At 38.3% G+C, this 19,098-nt stretch carries 20 protein-coding genes; 19 read left to right on the top strand and 1 reads right to left on the bottom strand.

Annotated elements, in window-relative coordinates:
- Positions 1-61: 61 nt before the first annotated feature.
- From MHB42_RS13860 to MHB42_RS13780, 17 genes are all read left to right on the top strand, one after another.
- Positions 62-430 (top strand): CidA/LrgA family holin-like protein, encoded by a 369-nt coding sequence (locus MHB42_RS13860; protein WP_340806890.1) that lies wholly within the window; start codon positions 62-64, stop codon positions 428-430.
- A complete protein-coding gene (locus tag MHB42_RS13855; protein WP_340806889.1) occupies positions 427-1,140 on the top strand; it encodes an LrgB family protein in 714 nt (237 codons plus the stop codon). The genes MHB42_RS13860 and MHB42_RS13855 overlap by 4 nt, the downstream gene beginning before the upstream one ends.
- A gap of 193 nt (positions 1,141-1,333) precedes the next feature.
- Complete coding sequence (hflK, locus tag MHB42_RS13850) at positions 1,334-2,302, top strand: FtsH protease activity modulator HflK (protein ID WP_340806888.1); 969 nt, start codon at positions 1,334-1,336, stop codon at positions 2,300-2,302.
- Positions 2,295-3,305, top strand: a complete 1,011-nt coding sequence (gene hflC, locus MHB42_RS13845; RefSeq protein WP_340806887.1) for a protease modulator HflC — start codon at positions 2,295-2,297, stop codon at positions 3,303-3,305. The genes hflK and hflC overlap by 8 nt, the downstream gene beginning before the upstream one ends.
- A gap of 150 nt (positions 3,306-3,455) precedes the next feature.
- Positions 3,456-3,866: a DNA polymerase I gene (locus MHB42_RS13840; protein WP_340806885.1), complete on the top strand. Its 411-nt coding sequence runs from the start codon at positions 3,456-3,458 to the stop codon at positions 3,864-3,866.
- 204 nt (positions 3,867-4,070) lie between these two features.
- The gene (gene polA / locus MHB42_RS13835) at positions 4,071-6,698 is read left to right on the top strand and encodes a DNA polymerase I (RefSeq protein WP_340808604.1); all 2,628 of its coding nucleotides are present in this window, start codon (positions 4,071-4,073) and stop codon (positions 6,696-6,698) included.
- A 12-nt stretch (positions 6,699-6,710) separates the two neighbouring features.
- Positions 6,711-7,583 carry a bifunctional DNA-formamidopyrimidine glycosylase/DNA-(apurinic or apyrimidinic site) lyase gene (gene mutM, locus MHB42_RS13830; RefSeq protein WP_340806883.1) on the top strand — a complete coding sequence of 291 codons (873 nt, stop codon included), beginning with the start codon at positions 6,711-6,713 and terminating at the stop codon, positions 7,581-7,583.
- Positions 7,584-7,596: 13 nt separating this feature from the next.
- Positions 7,597-8,190 (top strand): dephospho-CoA kinase, encoded by a 594-nt coding sequence (gene coaE / locus MHB42_RS13825; protein ID WP_340806882.1) that lies wholly within the window; start codon positions 7,597-7,599, stop codon positions 8,188-8,190.
- A 181-nt stretch (positions 8,191-8,371) separates the two neighbouring features.
- On the top strand, positions 8,372-9,394 hold the full coding sequence (locus MHB42_RS13820) for a glyceraldehyde-3-phosphate dehydrogenase (RefSeq protein ID WP_340806881.1): 1,023 nt from the start codon (positions 8,372-8,374) through the stop codon (positions 9,392-9,394).
- Between the two features lie 164 nt (positions 9,395-9,558).
- Positions 9,559-10,029 (top strand): transcriptional regulator NrdR, encoded by a 471-nt coding sequence (gene nrdR, locus MHB42_RS13815; RefSeq protein WP_340806880.1) that lies wholly within the window; start codon positions 9,559-9,561, stop codon positions 10,027-10,029.
- A gap of 25 nt (positions 10,030-10,054) precedes the next feature.
- Complete coding sequence (locus tag MHB42_RS13810; RefSeq protein WP_340808603.1) at positions 10,055-11,410, top strand: replication initiation and membrane attachment family protein; 1,356 nt, start codon at positions 10,055-10,057, stop codon at positions 11,408-11,410.
- Between the two features lie 27 nt (positions 11,411-11,437).
- Positions 11,438-12,367 (top strand): primosomal protein DnaI, encoded by a 930-nt coding sequence (gene dnaI / locus MHB42_RS13805; protein WP_340808602.1) that lies wholly within the window; start codon positions 11,438-11,440, stop codon positions 12,365-12,367.
- Positions 12,368-12,786: 419 nt separating this feature from the next.
- Positions 12,787-14,718, top strand: a complete 1,932-nt coding sequence (thrS, locus tag MHB42_RS13800; RefSeq protein ID WP_340806878.1) for a threonine--tRNA ligase — start codon at positions 12,787-12,789, stop codon at positions 14,716-14,718.
- A gap of 399 nt (positions 14,719-15,117) precedes the next feature.
- Positions 15,118-15,621, top strand: a complete 504-nt coding sequence (infC, locus tag MHB42_RS13795) for a translation initiation factor IF-3 (RefSeq protein WP_016994853.1) — start codon at positions 15,118-15,120, stop codon at positions 15,619-15,621.
- Positions 15,622-15,652: 31 nt separating this feature from the next.
- Positions 15,653-15,853: a 50S ribosomal protein L35 gene (gene rpmI / locus MHB42_RS13790; protein WP_004226312.1), complete on the top strand. Its 201-nt coding sequence runs from the start codon at positions 15,653-15,655 to the stop codon at positions 15,851-15,853.
- A 62-nt stretch (positions 15,854-15,915) separates the two neighbouring features.
- A complete protein-coding gene (gene rplT / locus MHB42_RS13785; protein ID WP_340806872.1) occupies positions 15,916-16,275 on the top strand; it encodes a 50S ribosomal protein L20 in 360 nt (119 codons plus the stop codon).
- Between the two features lie 103 nt (positions 16,276-16,378).
- Positions 16,379-16,642: a DUF1294 domain-containing protein gene (locus MHB42_RS13780; RefSeq protein WP_340806870.1), complete on the top strand. Its 264-nt coding sequence runs from the start codon at positions 16,379-16,381 to the stop codon at positions 16,640-16,642.
- A gap of 19 nt (positions 16,643-16,661) precedes the next feature.
- Here MHB42_RS13780 and MHB42_RS13775 read toward each other — a convergent pair whose 3' ends face one another.
- Positions 16,662-17,054: a sigma-w pathway protein ysdB gene (locus tag MHB42_RS13775; protein WP_340806868.1), complete on the bottom strand. Its 393-nt coding sequence runs from the start codon at positions 17,052-17,054 to the stop codon at positions 16,662-16,664.
- 104 nt (positions 17,055-17,158) lie between these two features.
- On the opposite strand from MHB42_RS13775, the gene MHB42_RS13770 reads away from it, so the two are divergent.
- Together MHB42_RS13770 and MHB42_RS13765 are read left to right on the top strand one after the other, a co-directional pair.
- Positions 17,159-17,644: a dUTP diphosphatase gene (locus MHB42_RS13770; RefSeq protein WP_340806867.1), complete on the top strand. Its 486-nt coding sequence runs from the start codon at positions 17,159-17,161 to the stop codon at positions 17,642-17,644.
- Positions 17,645-17,738: 94 nt separating this feature from the next.
- Positions 17,739-18,827, top strand: a complete 1,089-nt coding sequence (locus MHB42_RS13765) for a M42 family metallopeptidase (protein ID WP_340806866.1) — start codon at positions 17,739-17,741, stop codon at positions 18,825-18,827.
- Positions 18,828-19,098: the final 271 nt, after the last annotated feature.

The raw sequence follows: 19,098 nt of genomic DNA, 5'->3' as shown, positions 1-19,098 counted from the left end.
TCATCTAAATTAGTTTTTTTCTGACTGTTGAAGCAGAGAAAAATGGAGAGAAGGATTAACCATGAAAATCGTCAAAAGTATCGTGCAAATTGGCTATCTTTATGTGCTATTGTTGATTGGCAATAGTATTGCACGCCTACTTCACTTGCCGATTCCAGGGAGCATCGTAGGGCTTATTTTATTATTTTTACTTTTACAGTTTCATATTATTAAACTTGAATGGATTGAGCTAGGAGCGGCAGTATTATTAAGTGAGCTTTTGTTATTCTTTATTCCATCTGCTATTGGTATTATGGACTACCATGCATTATTCGGTGTCCAAGGCATAAAGGTTATACTTGTTATCGTTGTCAGTGCGATTATTGTGATGTTGATAACAGGCTTTACTGCACAATGGCTAGAGCAACGAAAGAAGGGTAAAGCAATATGAAGCTATTAATCGCTACGGTTAGCTTAGTAGGAACAATTGTGCTTTTTTATATTTGTAAGCAATTTTATCGAAAATATAAAAAAGAATGGTTAACACCTATGCTGATCACACCATTGCTGATTATTATTATTTTACTATTAGCAGGTATATCCTATAGCTCCTATAATGCGGGAGCCCATATGCTAACGAATTTATTAGGTCCTGCGACGGTGGCATTTGCAGTGCCCATCTATAAAAATATTCAGCTATTAAAAAAGCATGCAGTAGAAATTTTTATCAGTATTGCGGTTGGTTCGGTAGTCGCTATTGTGTCATCCTTTATAATGGCTTTGGTGGTAGGCTTAAATGATGAGTTAGTGCATAGCTTAGTACCACGTTCAGTCACAACACCAATTGCCATGGATATTTCCAATATGATTGGTGGTTCTCCTACGCTTACAGCTGTCTTTGTTATGACAACAGGTATTTTAGGAAGCCTCTTAGCCCCTATCGTGATAAAAATATGTCACTTCCATAGATCTTCCTCTAGAGGCTTAATGCTTGGGATGGGTGCACATGGTGCAGGTACATCGAAAGCATTTGAGTTTGGAGAGCTAGAAGGTACATTTGCAAGCTTGGCGATGATTGTGGCTGCATTAATAAGCATTGTGCTATCCACAACTATTTTCCCGGCATTTGAGCAGCTTGTTATTAATATCCTGTTACCGTAAAAGGTAGCAGGATTTTTTATTTTGGTTCAGCAAATTCTTTTTATATCGAGTGCGAAGCGACAAATCTTTTTTGCGTGAAAGCAAAGCGTCAACGGCCATTACGCTGGGGCATAATTAATTATATGAAAATATTTTGAAACTTTTTATTATACGTTCCGTAAACAATAGTAACAAGCAAAAGGGGGGAACAAATATGAGTGTGAAGAAGGCACTAATGATTGTTGGACTTGGAATTTTTGGAATTATCGCGCTTATTACTGTATTTACATCGTGGTACACAGTGGATGAATCAGAACAAGCTGTTGTCGTGACATTTGGCCGTGCAGATGATATGGTCACAACCTCAGGTCTACATTTTAAATTACCTTGGCCAGTTCAATCCGTTGAAATTTTGTCCAAAGAAACATTTAGCTTACAGTTCGGCTATAAACAAACAAAATCAGGTGAATTGGAAACCTATGATGCGGAAACGAAGATGATTACAGGGGATGAGTATATTGTCTTAACAGACCTTGTTGTCCAATGGAAAATTACAGACCCTCGTAAATTTTTATTTAACGCACAAAATCCTGAAGAAATTTTACATAGTGCTACATCCAGCGCGATTCGCTCTATTATTGGTAGCTCCACAATTGATGCTGCATTGACGGATGGTAAAGCGGAAATTGAAGCAAATACACGTGATTTACTTGTGTCATTGATCGAAAAATACGATATTGGCATTGGTGTTTTAGGTGTAAAGCTGCAGGATGTTGAACTACCAAATAAAGAAGTACGTGCTGCATTTACGGCGGTAACAGATGCACGTGAAACAAAAAATACGAAAACAAATGAGGCACAAAAATATAAAAACCAGCGCATCAGCGAAGCTGAGGGTGAAAAGGATGCCATTATTTCTAAGGCACAAGGAGCAAAAACAGCCCGCATTGAGCAAGCGCAAGGTGATGTCGCAGTTTTTAATAAAATGTATGAGCAATATAAAGGTAATCAGCAAGTTACACGAGAACGTCTAATTTTAGAAACGCTTGAAAATGTTTTACCAAAGGCACAGATTTATATTATGAATGATGATGGCAGTACAATGAAATATTTACCGCTACAGCCATTGCAACCACAGCAAGCACAAACAGAGAAAAAAGAAGGGAGCAGTAAGGATGAGTAAAAAAAATAAGGATGCGAATAAATTCCTTCGTTTTTTATCAGGCAAACCGAAAAAGACTGCTCCAACAGCTAATGGTACAGATGATAATGTTGTAAAAATGTCAAAAAAAGGACCATTAAATGCTAAAAAATATTTATCTCTTGCTATTACACTGACACTTGTTTTTGTAGCTGCCATTATTATCTTTACCAATGTTTATATTGTGAAGGAATCAGAGTATGCGGTTGTGCGCCAATTTGGGGAAGTTGTGAAATTTGAACGTGATCCTGGTTTGAAAATGAAAATTCCCTTTATTCAAAGTGTTACACGACTACCCAAAAATCAAATGACCTATAATATTTCAGAGGAAGAAATTAATACAAAGGATAAAAAGCGTATTATTATTGATAACTATGCTGTTTGGCGTATTACTGACCCTAAAGCATTAATCTCCAATGCAGGCACATTGAGCAAAGCAGAGTCGCGCATGGAGGAATTTATTTATTCAGTGATTCGAACAGAGCTTGGACAGCTAAGATATGATGAAATTATTAATGATGAAAATTCCTCACGCGGTAGTTTAAATGATCGTGTTACAAAGCGAGTGAATGAATTATTAGCAAATGATCAATATGGGGTAGAGGTAGTGGATGTACGCATTCGTCGCACAGATTTACCAACAGAAAATGAACAATCTGTCTTTACACGTATGATTTCAGAGCGTGAATCAACTGCCCAATTATATCTTTCAGAAGGAGATGCTCAAAAACGCCGTATCGAAGCACAGACAGATCAGCAGGTGCAAGAAATGCTAGCAACAGCTAATAAGGAAGCGGCAATTATTCAAGCAGAAGGAGAAGCAGAGGCAGCCAAAATTTACAATCAATCCTTCTCACAAGACCCTGAGTTTTATTCTTTATACCGTACATTAGAATCATATAAGAAAACGGTCGGAGAAGACACAGTCATTATTTTGCCAGCTACTTCGCCTTATGCAAATATACTGTCTGGCTATATTAAATAATAGCAAGTATAAGTCACCTCTCTTATTTAGAGGGGTGATTTTCATTTGTTATATTTTAGAAATAATAGGAATTTATAATTTTATATTCCCCAACTTGCGATAATTTGATAGAATAATAATGTTTAATATGAACAGTTGGGGGTAATAGCTGTGAAATTGCAAATTAGTGTGTGGCTTCAAAATTTAGGAATTGCTTGTAGTATTGCATCGTTATTAACACTTTTCTTCCGCCTCTCTGATTTTGCATGGGTGACCAAAAGTGTTTATCATATACCGCTGTTTTTTGTTATAATCTTTTTTGTAAGCATGATCATTGCAAATGATGTACGAAATATATTTAAAAAAATATTTTGGTATGAGAAACGTAAGGTTAAGCGTCCCATTTGGCAGGTTGGCATTGGCTTTATTTTCTTTTTAGCCCAAATTGGAATCGTGATGGTATTTAGTCAAGAGCTAACACAGCCACAATTAGGCGGAATGCCGTTATTTTTAGTATTTGCCTTTATGAATGCCTTCCTTGTAACGGTTATTTATGAAGAAGTTTTTTATTCTGCATCTTAATTCATAGGAAAAGCCAATCGCTCTGTGCGGTTGGCTTTTCCTATGGATAGAAAGCTTAAAGTGACGGATAGATTCCTCAAATAGATGGATAGAATAGAGGGACTGATGGATAGAGCTGATAGAGAAGCCACCCATTAGTTTTTTTACTTAAAATGTCCTGTTATGATAAAGTAGAAGTAGAAGACAGCGCAGGAGGATAAAATGATGACCAAGGAAAAATTGCTATTATTGGACGGTAATAGTTTAGCGTATCGCGCGTTTTTTGCGTTGCCATTATTAACAAATGATAGTGGTGTTCATACGAATGCTGTATACGGCTTTACAACAATGCTCCAAAAATTATTAGAAGAGGAGAAGCCAACAAAAATATTAGTGGCTTTTGATGCTGGGAAAACAACATTCCGCCATGAAACCTTTACAGAATATAAAGGAGGACGTCAAAAGACACCACCAGAATTATCAGAGCAATTTCCTTATTTACGAAAGCTCATTGATGCGTATGGTATTAAGCAATATGAGCAGGAGTTATATGAAGCGGATGATATTATCGGAACGCTTGCGAAAGAGGCTGCATCACAGGAGATGGATGTCGTTATTGTTTCGGGTGACCGTGATTTAACACAGCTTGCGACAGAGCAGGTAACGGTTTATATTACGAAAAAAGGGATTACAGAAATCGAGAAAAATACGCCAGCCTTTATTGAGGAAAAATATGGTTTAACGCCTTTGCAAATTATTGATATGAAGGGCTTAATGGGTGATTCCTCAGATAATATCCCGGGTGTGCCGGGCGTTGGGGAGAAAACGGCTGTGAAATTGCTGAAGGAGCATGGCTCGGTTGAGGCGCTTTATGCAGCAATGGATACGTTAAAGGCTTCAAAAATGAAGGAGAAGCTTGTAGCAAATGAGGAGCAGGCATTGATGAGTAAAAAGCTTGCAACAATTTATACGGATGCGCCAATTGGGATTTCACTTGCTGATCTTGCGTATGATGGACCTAAGGAAGAGGAATTAATCGGTGTATGGCAGGAACTTGGCTTTAAATCCTTATTAGAAAAAAGTGATTTTACGGTGCAAGAGGAGGAACAAGCGCCATTTGATTACCACATTATTCAAGAGGTGCAGCCAGAGCATTTACAGGATGTGATGGCTGTACATGTGGAGCTTGAAAATGAACATTATCATACTTGTCAGCAGCTAGGAATTGCTTTATCAGATGGTACACAAACATACTATATAGCTTTTGAAGCTGCTGTCAAATCAGATACATTACGCCTTTGGCTAGAGGATGCAACCAAAACAAAGTATCTTTCAGATTCAAAGGCTGCTCAAGCTGCATTACAGCGAGCGGGTATACGGTTAGCAGGCGTTGCGTTTGATTTATTGCTTGCTTCTTATATTAATAATCCAGCGCTAAGTGGAGATGATGTAGCGACTTTAGCGAAGGAGCTTGGTTATCGCGATGTGCAAGCAAACGAGGCGATCTATGGCAAAGGCGCAAAGCGTGCCATTCCTGATGAGAATACATTGGCACAGCATGCGAGTCGTAAGGCATTTGCTGTATGGTCATTACAGCCGAAGCTAGAACAGTTACTGCAGGAAAAGGAACAGTTTGAGCTTTATAAAAATTTAGAGCTGCCGCTTGCTGCTATTTTAGGCGAGATGGAAAGCGAAGGTATTATGGTAAACCGTGTAACATTGGAAAAAATGGGGCAGGAGTTAAGCGATAAGCTGTCAGTTATTGAGCAGGATATTTATGCGGCGGCAGGAGAAACCTTTAATATTAATTCACCAAAGCAATTAGGGGTTATTTTATTTGATAAGCTAGGCTTACCTGTGATTAAAAAGACCAAAACAGGCTATTCCACAGCAGCGGATGTCCTAGAAAAATTAAAGCCAGAGCATGCAATTATTGAGCATATTTTGTTATACCGTCAGCTTGGTAAATTGCAATCCACATATATCGAAGGTTTATTAAAGGAAATTCATCCAGAGGATAGCAAGGTGCATACACGCTTCCAGCAAGCATTAACAGCAACGGGGCGTTTAAGCTCGACAGACCCGAATTTGCAAAATATCCCGATCCGTTTAGAGGAGGGGCGTAAAATCCGTCAAGCCTTTGTGCCATCGAAGGAAGGCTGGCTATTATTTGCGGCGGATTATTCACAAATTGAGCTACGTGTACTTGCCCATATGTCAGAGGACCAAACTTTAGTGGAAGCTTTCCGTGAGGGCATGGATATTCATACACGTACAGCGATGGATGTTTTCCATGTAGCAGCGGACGAGGTGGATAGCAATATGCGCCGAGCTGCAAAGGCTGTAAATTTTGGGATTGTTTATGGTATTAGCGATTATGGGCTATCGCAAAACTTAGATATTACACGTAAAGAGGCTGCAACATTTATTGAGAAATATTTCGCCAGTTTCCCAGGTGTAAAACAGTATATGGATGATATTGTGCAAAAGGCAAAATTTGATGGCTATGTGACAACCATTTTAAATCGACGTCGTTATTTGCCTGATATTACAAGTTCAAATTTTAATATTAGAAGCTTTGCAGAGCGTACAGCTATGAATACACCAATTCAAGGAAGTGCCGCTGATATTATTAAAAAGGCAATGATTGATATGGATGCTCGCTTGAAAAAAGAAAAGATGCAAGCAAAACTTCTTTTACAAGTGCATGATGAGTTGATCTTTGAAGCACCTAAGGAAGAGATTGCATTACTAGAAAAAATTGTACCAGAGGTAATGGAAAATGCTATTGAGCTTGCTGTACCGCTTAAAGTAGATTTTAACTCTGGCTCAACATGGTATGAAGCAAAATAAGGGGGGATTCAAATGCCTGAATTACCAGAGGTAGAAGGTGTCGTCCAGGCATTGAAGCCAAAGGTTGAAGGACGTACTATTCAACAGGTTCAGCTATCTGACAGGGTGCATTTCTCTTTTAGTGAGGGCAAGCAATGCATTGTTAAACAAGCAGAGCCTGATGCTTTTGAGCAAACGTTGTCCAAAATGACGATTACAAAAATTGAACGACGTGCAAAGTATATTTTCTTTCATTTACTGAAGGAAGATGCTCCATATGTACTTGTCAGCCATTTAGGGATGACAGGTGCATGGTTTGTCGTAAATTCACCTGAGGACATTAATGAGGCAAAATTTCAAAAGCATATTCATGCAACATTTGCCATGGCGGATGGCGGTTATTTAATTTATTCAGATATTCGCCGCTTTGGTGAACTTCGCTTTTTGACCAAAATTGAGGACCATGCACCGTTAACAAAAATGGCACCAGAGCCATTTGATGAACAAGCTTGTGACTATTTTATCGCAAAATGTAAATTACCAAAGTATGAAAATAAGGCAGTAAAAGAAGTGATTATGGATGGGCAAGTCATTTCAGGCTGTGGCAATATTTATGCTACTGAGGCATTGTTCATAGAGAAAATTCACCCAGCACGCAAAGTAAACCGCATTAGTGAAAAGCGTAAACGTGCATTGTTTAAAACAATCGTAGCTGTCCTACGTCAAAGCATTGAAGCGGGAGGCTCAACGATTTCTGATTATCGAAACATTAATGGAGAAGCTGGGAGCATGCAAAATCGACTACAAATGTATGGGAAAAAGGTATGCCCAGTATGTGAAACGGCAACAAGTCAAATGACAATTGGTGGACGTACATCTGTCTTTTGCCCAAATTGTCAACATTAAAGGGGATTTAGCAATGATTATTGGACTGACAGGAAGTATTGCGAGTGGAAAAAGCACAGTAGCAAAAATGATGACGGCACTAGGCTTACCAATTGTTGATGCAGATAGTGTAGCACGAGATGTAGTAGAGCCAGGAACAGCTACATTGGCATTGATTGTTGAAAGCTTTGGACAGGCTATTTTACAAGAGGATGGCAGCCTAAATCGAACAAAGCTAGGAGATATTATTTTTCATGAGCCTACGAAGCGCAAAGTATTAAATGATATTATGCATCCAGCTATTAGGAAGGAAATGCTGCGCCAGCGTGATGCTTATGTAGCAGCAGGCTATCAGCATGTTGTAATGGATATTCCACTATTATTTGAAAGCAAGCTTCAGCATTTTGTGGATAAGATTATTGTTGTATCCGTAAGTGAGGAAGTTCAGCTTCAGCGTTTGATGGAGCGCAATCAATTATCGAAAGAGGATGCCTTAGCACGTATACATTCTCAGCTACCCATGTCAGTGAAAGAAAAGGGCGCACATGCAGTTATTTATAATAATGACACTATTGAGCATACAGAGGAGCAGCTAAAAAAAATCCTTACTCATTGGGATGTTATCTAGTGATCAAATGCGTAGTAAGCATAAGCTTGCTGCGTATTTTTTTTGGGGAAATATAATTTTTCAGAAAATAAGAACTTTAAGATTATGCATATTAATTGTTCATCTTTTTTAAAATTGTGTTATACTATTCACTATAAAGTATATAATTATTATGAATATGTATCCACAGGAGGATTTATAAATGACAGTATCAATTGCTATTAATGGTTTCGGACGTATCGGGCGTATGGTTTTCCGCCAAGCGATCGTACAGCAAGACTTAAATATCGTTGCGATTAACGCAAGCTACTCAGCTGAAACGTTAGCACATTTGATTAAGTATGACACAAATCACGGAACATTTGCAGGTACGGTTGAACCAGCAGGCGATGCTATAGTTGTAAATGGTAAACGTGTACAAATTATTAGTGAACGTGACCCTTTAAAATTGCCTTGGACTACGATGGGTGTGGATATTGTCATTGAGGCTACTGGTAAATTTAATGAACGTGATAAAGCAGCTATGCACTTAGAAGCAGGCGCAAAAAAGGTGATTTTAACAGCACCAGGTAAAAATGAAGATGTAACAGTTGTATTAGGTGTTAATGATGACAAGCTTGATATTGCGAAACATGATGTTATTTCAAATGCTTCATGTACAACAAACTGCTTAGCACCAGTAGCGAAAGTATTAAACGACACATTTGGCATTGATAATGGATTAATGACAACTGTTCATGCATATACAAACGATCAAAAGAACTTAGATAATCCACATAAAGATTTACGTCGTGCACGTGGGTGTGCACAATCTATTATCCCAACATCAACAGGTGCTGCAAAAGCATTAAAATTGGTATTACCTGAGTTAGAAGGAAAAATTCATGGGATGGCACTACGTGTTCCAACTGCCAATGTATCTTTAGTAGACCTTGTTGTAGATTTAAAGACAGATGTTACAGTCGATGCTGTTAATGCAGCGTTTGTGAAAGCAGCAACAGAAGGACCAATGAAAGGAATTTTAAATTTCTCTATTGAACCATTAGTATCTGCAGACTACAATACAACTACTTACTCATCAACAGTCGATGGTCTGTCAACAATGGTATTAGGCAACCGTAAAGTAAAGGTACTTGCATGGTATGATAATGAATGGGGCTACTCTGCACGCGTCGTAGACCTTGTGAAAAAAGTAGCAAATGCATTAGAAACAGTGAGCGCCTAAGCATATGTAAAACACATTGAAATCTAAACGGTTTCAATGTGTTTTTTTGATGGGACAAGATTTAAATTGGTTATCTATTGCCAAATACTAATGCACTTTTCTTATATGCAGGAAATTTGTTATAATAGAAATATTAAATTGTTGTCAATCAGGAGAGTAATGCTATGAGATGTCCATCTTGCCAATTTAACGGAACGCGTGTAGTGGATTCGAGGCCAGTAGATGATAATAAAGAAATTCGAAGACGTCGTGAATGTGAGTCATGTGGCTTTCGTTTTACAACGTTTGAAAAAATTGAAGAAACACCATTAGTTGTGGTGAAAAAAGAAGGTTCACGAGAGGAATTTAGCCGTGAAAAGGTGCTGCGTGGGCTTATTCGTGCTTGTGAAAAGCGTCCAGTTGCACTTGATGTATTGGAGGAGCTTGTATTATCCATTGAAAAAGACCTTCGTCGTATTGGAAACTCAGAAGTACGCTCAGAGGATGTCGGTGAAATGGTGATGGATCGCTTAGCTAAAATAGATGAGGTAGCCTATGTGCGCTTTGCATCCGTTTACCGTCAGTTTAAAGATATTAATGTCTTTATCGAGGAAATAAAGGACATTATTCAACGTCAAACGGACCAGCAATCATAGAAAACAGAGAGGGTGAATGACGTTGATGCATTTATATAAGGAATTGCAGCCTGGCGATCCTTTCGACATTCGTCTTCCTCATGCATTTTCTACACAAGAGCGTCAATTAGTGACATTATTTTATCAGCCATTAACGGGTTCAGAGCCAATTAGTCTTTATTTAACATTATGGGCAGAGGCAGAGCAAAAACCAAAGCAGCAAATGACACATTATTATTTAATGAATGTGCTGGGGCTGCCGATTGGTAAAGTGTTTGAGGCTCGTATTGCATTGGAGGCTATTGGCTTATTACGCACATGGAAAAAAGAAAATGCGAGTGAACGAAGCTTTTTATATGAGTTACAGCGTCCACTTGATGCGGATCGATTTATGAAAGACCCCCTGCTATCGATGTTTTTATTTAGTAAAATTGGGGAGCAGGCATATCGAAATTTACGTCAACGCTTTATAGTACCAGTAAAAGACAAGGAATTGAAGGATGTATCTCGTGCGTTTATGGATGTTTATAAGCCTATTCATGCCAATATGCCATTGGACTTACAAGTTGATACAAGCCGTGAGGATAAACAGCAAAAGGTATATCCTTTTTATTTGGAGCAATTTGATTTTGACTTGCTGCAGGCTGGTTTATCAGAGCAATTAGTGCCTGCTAGCTTGCTGACAATGGAAATTCGAGAAGCCATTGCAAAGCTGGCATTTTTATATCATTTATCAGCTCTTGATATGCAAAAGGTAGTGATACTTGCCTTAGATGATGATTTAGGCATTTCACAGGAACGCTTACGCAAAGCTGCGGCAGATTTTTATAAACTAACGGTTTCAAAGGAGCCACCAAAATTAGCAAAAGTAACAGCGCCTGCTCCAGCAGAAGAGTCGGGACAAAAAACAAAGGAGCAGGAGCTACAGTATTATTTAGAAACAACTGCACCTGTGCAAGTGTTACGTGATATTAATAATGGCAAAGAGCCTCTACAAACCTCTGTACAGCTAGCTGAGAGCTTAATTGTGCAGCATGGTATGCCAATTGGGGTAGTGAATGCACTGCTGGAGTATGTGATGCTTACAACTGATATGAAGCTTCCTAAAAAATATGTGGAAACTATTGCCGATCATTGGGTACGGAAAAATGTGCAAACAGCGAAAGAGGCAATGGAGCTTGCACGTCAAGAGCATGATAAATATATGGCATGGAAAAACAAGCCACAAACGACAAATAAAACGAATTCACAGTCAAAGGGACGTGCAAGGCAACAGCGTGAAGAAAAAGTGCCTGAATGGTTTTATAAACGGAATGACAAACAAGAGGAAGCTACTGCTAGCACGATAGATTTTGAAAAAGAGCGTCAAAAAATATTAGAAATGCTAGGAAAAAGCGAATAATAAAGAAGGTGAGTCACAATCGAACCCATTAATGGACCATTAAAACGAGCAATTCAAGTACCGTCGTTTCAAGAACGCTATGAAGCCATGCGACGTGAAATTTTAGAGCATCCGCATGTGCAGGAATTTTTAGCACAGCATGCACAGGAGCTAAGCTATGACAATATTGAACGGAACTTACCAAAGCTACATGAATATATTAGTCAATCAACGGAATGCTGTGGCTGTGACAATACAGAGCATTGTACAAATTATTTAAAGGGCTTCCTCCCTACATTAAGGGTGGTACGGAATTCCATTGAAATGGATTATGTGCGCTGTGAGCAAAAGATAAGAGAAGAAGAGCGTCGAGATGTGGCAAACATGATTGCAAGTATGCATATGCCAAAAGATGTATTACAAGCAACGATTCAAGATTTAAGTATTGATGATGAATCACGTGTGGCGATTGCCCAGCAAGCAGCTCAATTTGTAAAAATAACGAAAGAAACAGGTCACTTACCGTCAAAGGGTTTTTACTTATATGGTAAATTTGGTGTAGGGAAATCCTTTGTGTTAGGTGCGCTTGCGAATGAATTAGCGTCTATTAAAATTCGCTCTGTTGTAGTTTTCGTCCCAGAATTTTTACGTGAAATGAAAAATGCTATCGGTGATAATACATTAAATGAGAAAATTGATTATGTAAAAAAAGCACCTGTTTTAATGTTGGACGATCTTGGTGCGGAAACAATGACGGCTTGGACGCGCGATGAGGTTTTAGGAACCATTTTCCATTATCGTATGGCGGAGCAATTGCCAACATTTATTACTTCTAATTTTAATTATGAGGAATTAGAGCATCATTTAGCACAGTCACAAAAAGGAGATATTGAGGTTGTAAAGGCAGGGCGAATTATGGAGCGCATTAAAGCTTTAACTGTGCCCATTGAAATGCGTGGTAAAAATCGTCGACTATAAGTTGCATTTTTCGCCAATCGAGCGTATACTGACTCATATACTTAATAGCAACATGCGTTGATGAGGACATGAATTTTGTGTATCAGCTTATAAGAGAGGGAAGTCATCGGCTGAAAGCTTCCTAGTGTGAGCACTAAATTTACTACCTACTGAGCAGCGAAAGGGATAATCTTTCGCCGGTCCCTAGCCCGTTAGCTAGCCTAGAGCTTCGTCTGACTAACTATAGTCGGAAGGAAGAAGGGTGGAACCACGAGCATACGCTTCGTCCCTTTCGTGAGGGACGGAGCTTTTTTATTTTTCTAGGATAAAATAAACTGCTCATAAAGAGTATAGAGTCGCTCAAATAAGCAGCTATTTAAACTTATCATGGCTTTCATCAAGCATTATGTATGTTACAAAAAACAAAGGAGTGCAAAAACATGTCAGAGAATATTAAATTAACTTTTCCAGATGGCGCTGTAAAGGAATTTGCAAAAGGCACATCCACTGATGACGTAGCATTATCCATCAGCCCTGGCCTACGTAAAAAAGCTTATGCAGGTAAAATTAATGGTGTCTTAGTCGATTTAAAAACACCGATTGAAGAGGATGCAACAATTTCAATTATTACACAGGATGATGAGGAAGCACTTGAGATTTTACGTCACTCAACAGCGCATTTAACAGCACAGGCGGTTAAACGTCTATTCCCAGACGCAAAGCTTGGAATTGGCCCAGTTATTGATGGTGGTTTTTACTACGATATTGACTCACCAACACCAATCACTGCTGAAGACCTGCCAGCTATTGAAAAAGAAATGAAGAAAATCATTGCAGAAAACCTTGAAATTGAACGCAAAAATGTAAGCCGTGCTGAAGCACAAGCCATTTATGAGAAAATTGGCGATGAATATAAATTAGAACTACTTGAAGCGATCCCAGAGGATGAGCAAGTATCTATTTATTATCAAGGAGAGTTTTTCGATCTTTGCCGTGGTATTCATGTACCATCCACTGGTAAGCTTCGTGAATTCAAGCTGTTATCTTTAGCGGGTGCTTATTGGAGAGGAAACTCTGATAACAAAATGCTACAACGTATTTATGGTACAGCATTCTTCAAAAAAGATGAGTTAAAGCATCACCTACAAATGCTGGAAGAAGCAAAAGAGCGTGATCACCGTAAAATTGGGAAAGAACTAGACTTATTCACAACTTCTCAAAAGGTAGGTCAAGGTTTACCATTATGGCTACCAAATGGTGCAACAATACGTCGAGTAATTGAGCGTTATATTGTAGATAAGGAATTATCGCTTGGCTATAAGCACGTTTATACACCAGTATTAGGTTCTAAAGAGCTTTATCAAACTTCTGGTCACTGGGATCATTACCAAGATTCTATTTTCCCACCAATGGAGATGGATAATGAAACATTAATTATGCGCCCAATGAACTGTCCGCACCATATGATGGTTTACAAAAATGGTATGCATTCTTATCGTAACCTACCATTACGTATTGCAGAGCTTGGTACAATGCATCGTTACGAAATGTCAGGGGCGGTTTCAGGCTTACAACGTGTACGTGGGATGACATTAAATGATGCACATATCTTTGTTCGTCCTGACCAAATTAAAGAAGAATTCCAAAAAGTAGTACAGTTAATTTTAGAGGTTTATAAAGATTTCGACTTAAATGATTATTCATTCCGTCTATCTTACCGTGACCCAGCAGATACTGAAAAATACTTTGATGATGATGCGATGTGGGAAAAGGCGCAAGGTATGTTAAAAGAAGCAATGGATGAGCTTGGCTTAGATTACTTCGAAGCAGAAGGTGAAGCAGCATTCTACGGTCCAAAATTAGATGTTCAAGTGAAAACAGCTATTGGTAAAGAAGAAACACTATCAACAGTTCAACTTGATTTCTTATTACCTGAACGCTTTGACCTCACTTATGTTGGTGAAGATGGCAAGCCACATCGTCCAGTTGTTATTCACCGTGGTGTTGTATCAACAATGGAGCGCTTTGTAGCCTTCTTAATCGAAGAATATAAAGGTGCATTCCCAACATGGCTAGCACCTGTGCAAGTAGAAGTCATTCCAGTATCCAATGAAGCACACTTCGACTATGCAAAACAAATCGAAGAACAATTAACAGCAGCAGGCTTACGTGTAGAAATGGATGACCGTGAAGAAAAGCTTGGCTATAAAATCCGTGAAGCGCAAATGAAGAAAATCCCGTATATGCTTGTTATCGGTGATAAAGAAGTAGAGGCAAACGGTGTCAACGTTCGTCGCTATGGCTCAAAAGATTCTGAAACAGTAAGCTTCGAGGAATTTTTGGCAACTATTAAAGCAGAAAGCACAAAATAATACCTAGCACGAAAATCTCATTTCAATGCTTGAAGTGAGGTTTTCTGTATAAATAACCAATGTTTGGGCTAAGGTAATGATAATAAGCAAAATAAATATTTGACAGCTTATTTTATACATGCTAATATAGATAAGGTTAATGAATACAAAGTTTGTGGTTGAAGTAGAGGCTGCCCGCTTCTCACCTGATACAACGCTTTAAAGGCTGTGAACAGGTATGACACGTTGAATTGTTTTGCGTAGACTTGCGCATGCACATATAGCGGGCGGACATCTTCAAAAATGTCCGTCCTTTTTTTATGGACATGACAAGAGGATGTACCGTTCAACCGGGCAAGGCTTTGCCCAAACCATGTATTCGCGACAACTACTTGGAGGTGGATTACTATTAGCAAAGACATGTATGTAAACGAAGGCATTCGCGCACGTGAACTTCGATTAATCGATCACAATGGTGACCAACTTGGTGTAAAGACACGTAATGAAGCGCTAGAAATCGCCGCTCGTGTAAACTTGGATCTTGTCCTTGTGGCCCCTCAAGCCAAGCCGCCAGTCGCTCGTATCATGGACTATGGTAAATTTAAGTTTGAACAGCAAAAGAAAGACCGTGAAATTCGTAAAAATCAAAAGGTCATCGTAATGAAAGAGGTTCGTTTGAGCCCAACAATCGATGAGCATGATTTCCAAACGAAGTTACGTAATGCGATTAAATTCCTTGAAAAGGGCGATAAAGTAAAATGTAGCCTACGTTTCAAAGGTCGTGCGATTACACATAAAGAAATTGGTCAACGTGTGTTAGATCGCTTTGCTGAAGCTTGTGCTGAAGTATCAACGGTAGAACAAAAACCGAAGATGGAAGGCCGAAGCATGTTCTTAGTTCTTCAACCAAAGAACGAGAAATAATATTAGACGAACAGTTTAGGAGGAATTCGACATGCCAAAAATGAAAACTCACCGTGGAGCTGCGAAACGTTTCAAAAAAACAGGCTCAGGTAAATTAAAATACGACCGTGCTTATGGAAGCCACTTATTCGCAAACAAATCTACGAAACAAAAACGTCACCTACGTAAAGCAAACATCGTTTCATCTGGTGACTTCAAGCGCATCAAATCTTTACTTGTTTACATGAAATAATTGACTACAAAATAACTAACAACTAACATTCATTTTTAAATGAAAAGCAGGAGGTAATTCATATGCCACGCGTAAAAGGCGGAACAGTGACGCGCAAACGTCGTAAAAAAGTTTTAAAATTAGCTAAAGGTTACTTTGGTTCTAAACATACATTATATAAAGTTGCTAACCAAGCAGTGATGAAATCAGGTCAATATGCATACCGTGACCGTCGTCAGAAAAAACGTGATTTCCGTAAATTATGGATCACTCGTATCAATGCAGCTGCTCGTATGAACGGTCTTTCTTACAGCCGTTTAATGCACGGTTTAAAAGTTGCAGGTATTGAAGTGAACCGTAAAATGCTAGCTGACCTTGCTGTAACAGATGCTGCAGCATTCTCTCAATTAGCAGACGCTGCTAAAAAAGCAGTCGCTAAGTAATTTTTACACCCAAAGCAATAGGTGTTAAAAAGGCTGATGGATTTTTCCGTCAGCCTTTTTTATGTTAGATTAGTAGTATATGTTTTGGGTAAAGGAGTCAGGTATGGGGCAAGCATTATTAGCTTATATAAGCATTGTATCAATTGTGCTACTTATTTTAATGGGTATGGATAAATCACGAGCAAAAAATAAGGAATGGCGTATTGCAGAGCGCACGTTATTTATACTTGCAATAGCAGGAGGAGCTGTCGGCGGTGTGCTTGGTATGTATTTATTTCGCCATAAAACACGCCACAATAGCTTTGCATTTGGCTTTCCTTTGTTAGCAGCAATTCAAATCTTCTGTATTGTACAATTGTGGGCATAATAAAAGAAACACATCCTCATCATGAGGATGTGTTGCGCATAAGCTGTTCAATAGGCTGTTTCCAATTAATTTTAGCATTTGGATAGTTCATTAAAATTTCTTGCTGTAAATATTGGAAATCGCTTTTTGTAAAACCTTGCAATGTTGCAGCATCACGAGCACCGATGAAAATGGAAACAACTTCAAAGGCATCTTCTGTTGTACCTAGGTATTTTTCCCCCTCAAAAAGAGCGCCTTTATAAGAAATAAAGAAATTCTTTCGCACATTTTTTACATCGTCATAAAAATAATACTGACCTTTTTCATATGCCTCATCAAGTTTGCGCTTAGGATCGGTTATATAACGTATCGCTTTGTAAAATACATAAATAATAAGTGCTATTACAGCAAGTCGAATAAGTAACGGCAACATTTTTAAATTTCCCCCTTGAAGAAAGGTTATTCCTTCCTATACGATTAAAGGGGTCAAATAGTTTCATTTTATTTAATTATTTTTTTAAAATTTAGGAGAAGAAAATGAATTTACAACAATTGTTTAACATGCAAAAAGAGCTTGATGCTTTTATTGAGCAAACACAAAATATTCAACATGATGTATTTCAAGAAAAAGGCTTAGCATTACTAGTAGAGCTAGCCGAGCTTGCAAATGAAACGCGTTGCTTTAAATTTTGGAGTACCAAGGGACCATCAGAGCGTGAAGTTATTTTAGAAGAATATGTGGATTCTATCCATTTTATCTTATCGCTTGGCTTATTAAAGGGCTATACATCCATTGAAACATGGCCAATAAGCGCTGAAAAAAGAAATTTAACCGAGTTATTTTTAGAAACACAAAAGGCTATTTTACTGTTTATTGAAAAGCCTACCGAGAATCAATATACAACGATATGGCAATACTATGGATTGCTTGCATACAACCTTGATTTTACATTTGACGATGTTGTGAGTGCATATCTTGAAAAAAATAAAGAAAATTATAAGCGTCAGCAATCAGGCTATTAAATAAAGTAATATATCAATTTTCAGACGATTAAGCTAGGAATATTTCGATAAACGAAGTATAATAAAGAGGAAATAAGAAGTGGGAGGCAAAAGGATGACACAGCTAGATTCAACATTACAAATGTTTAAAGATTTAACAGATGCGAATGGGATTGCAGGCAATGAGCGTGCACCACGCGAAGTAATGAAAAAATATATCGCACCATATGCTGATACTGTTGAAACAGATAACTTAGGTAGTGTCATCGCTAAAAAAGTAGGCGATGAAAACGGTCCTAAAATTGTTGTAGCAGGACATTTAGATGAAGTGGGCTTTATGGTGACACAAATCGATGATAAAGGCTTTATCAAATTCCAAACAGTGGGCGGCTGGTGGAGCCAAGTTATGCTTGCTCAACGCGTCACAATCACGACACGTACAGGTGATGAAATTATTGGGGTAATTGGTTCAAAGCCACCACATATTTTACCAGCAGATGTACGTAACAAAGTAGTAGACATTAAAGATATGTTTATTGATATTGGTGCAGCCTCTAAAGATGAAGTGCTTGGGTGGGGCGTACGTCCTGGCGATATGATAACGCCATATTTTGAATTTAATGTGATGAAAAATGATAAATATTTATTGGCAAAAGCATGGGATAACCGTATTGGCTGTGCGATTGCCATTGATGTAATGAAAGCATTGCAAAATGAAAAGCACCCAAATATTCTTTATTCGGTAGCAACTGTACAGGAAGAGGTTGGGCTTCGTGGTGCGAAAACAGCAACACATAAAATTCAACCTGATATTGGCTTTGCTGTAGATGTAGGCGTAGCTGGAGATACTCCTGGTGTGACAGCGAAAGAATCAACAAGTAAAATGGGCGCAGGTCCACAAATTGTTGTCTATGATGCATCAATGGTTTCACACCGCGGCTTACGTGAGTTTGTATTAGATGTGGCAGATGACAACAATATTCCATATCAATTTGAAACAATGGCTGGTGGTGGCACGGATGCTGGCTCCATTCATCTAACAGCAAATGGCGTACCAGCGCTATCAATCGGTATTGCGACTCGCTATATCCATTCACATGCAGGTATCCTACACCGTGATGATTATGATAATGCAGTAAAACTAATGGTAGAAGTGATTAAAAAATTAGACCGTAATGCAGTCAATAAAATTACATTTGACTGATTGAATGAAAAGAACTAAATAGAAATACTATCGTTTTGCCTTCTAACTAAATGTTAGGAGGCTTTTTTTACTTATTGGTACTAAAAATGCTTATAAACAATATTACACATAGCATAAATATCGTGATTGATAATGCTCGACTCTTCATTTCTCACTATAAAATCGGATGTTTTGTATTTAAGCAGCGCGTTCATAAGTTTATATATTTCTTTCAAAAGTGACGGTATAGATGGCGACAATTTTGTTAATATGCATAAATAGTAGGTTGTAC

Source organism: Lysinibacillus sp. FSL K6-0232 (assembly GCF_038008325.1).
In the GTDB taxonomy this organism is placed as follows: Bacteria; Bacillota; Bacilli; order Bacillales_A; family Planococcaceae; genus Lysinibacillus.
Note: the sequence above shows the minus strand (reverse complement) of the source record. Positions and strands in the feature narration are given on the sequence as shown.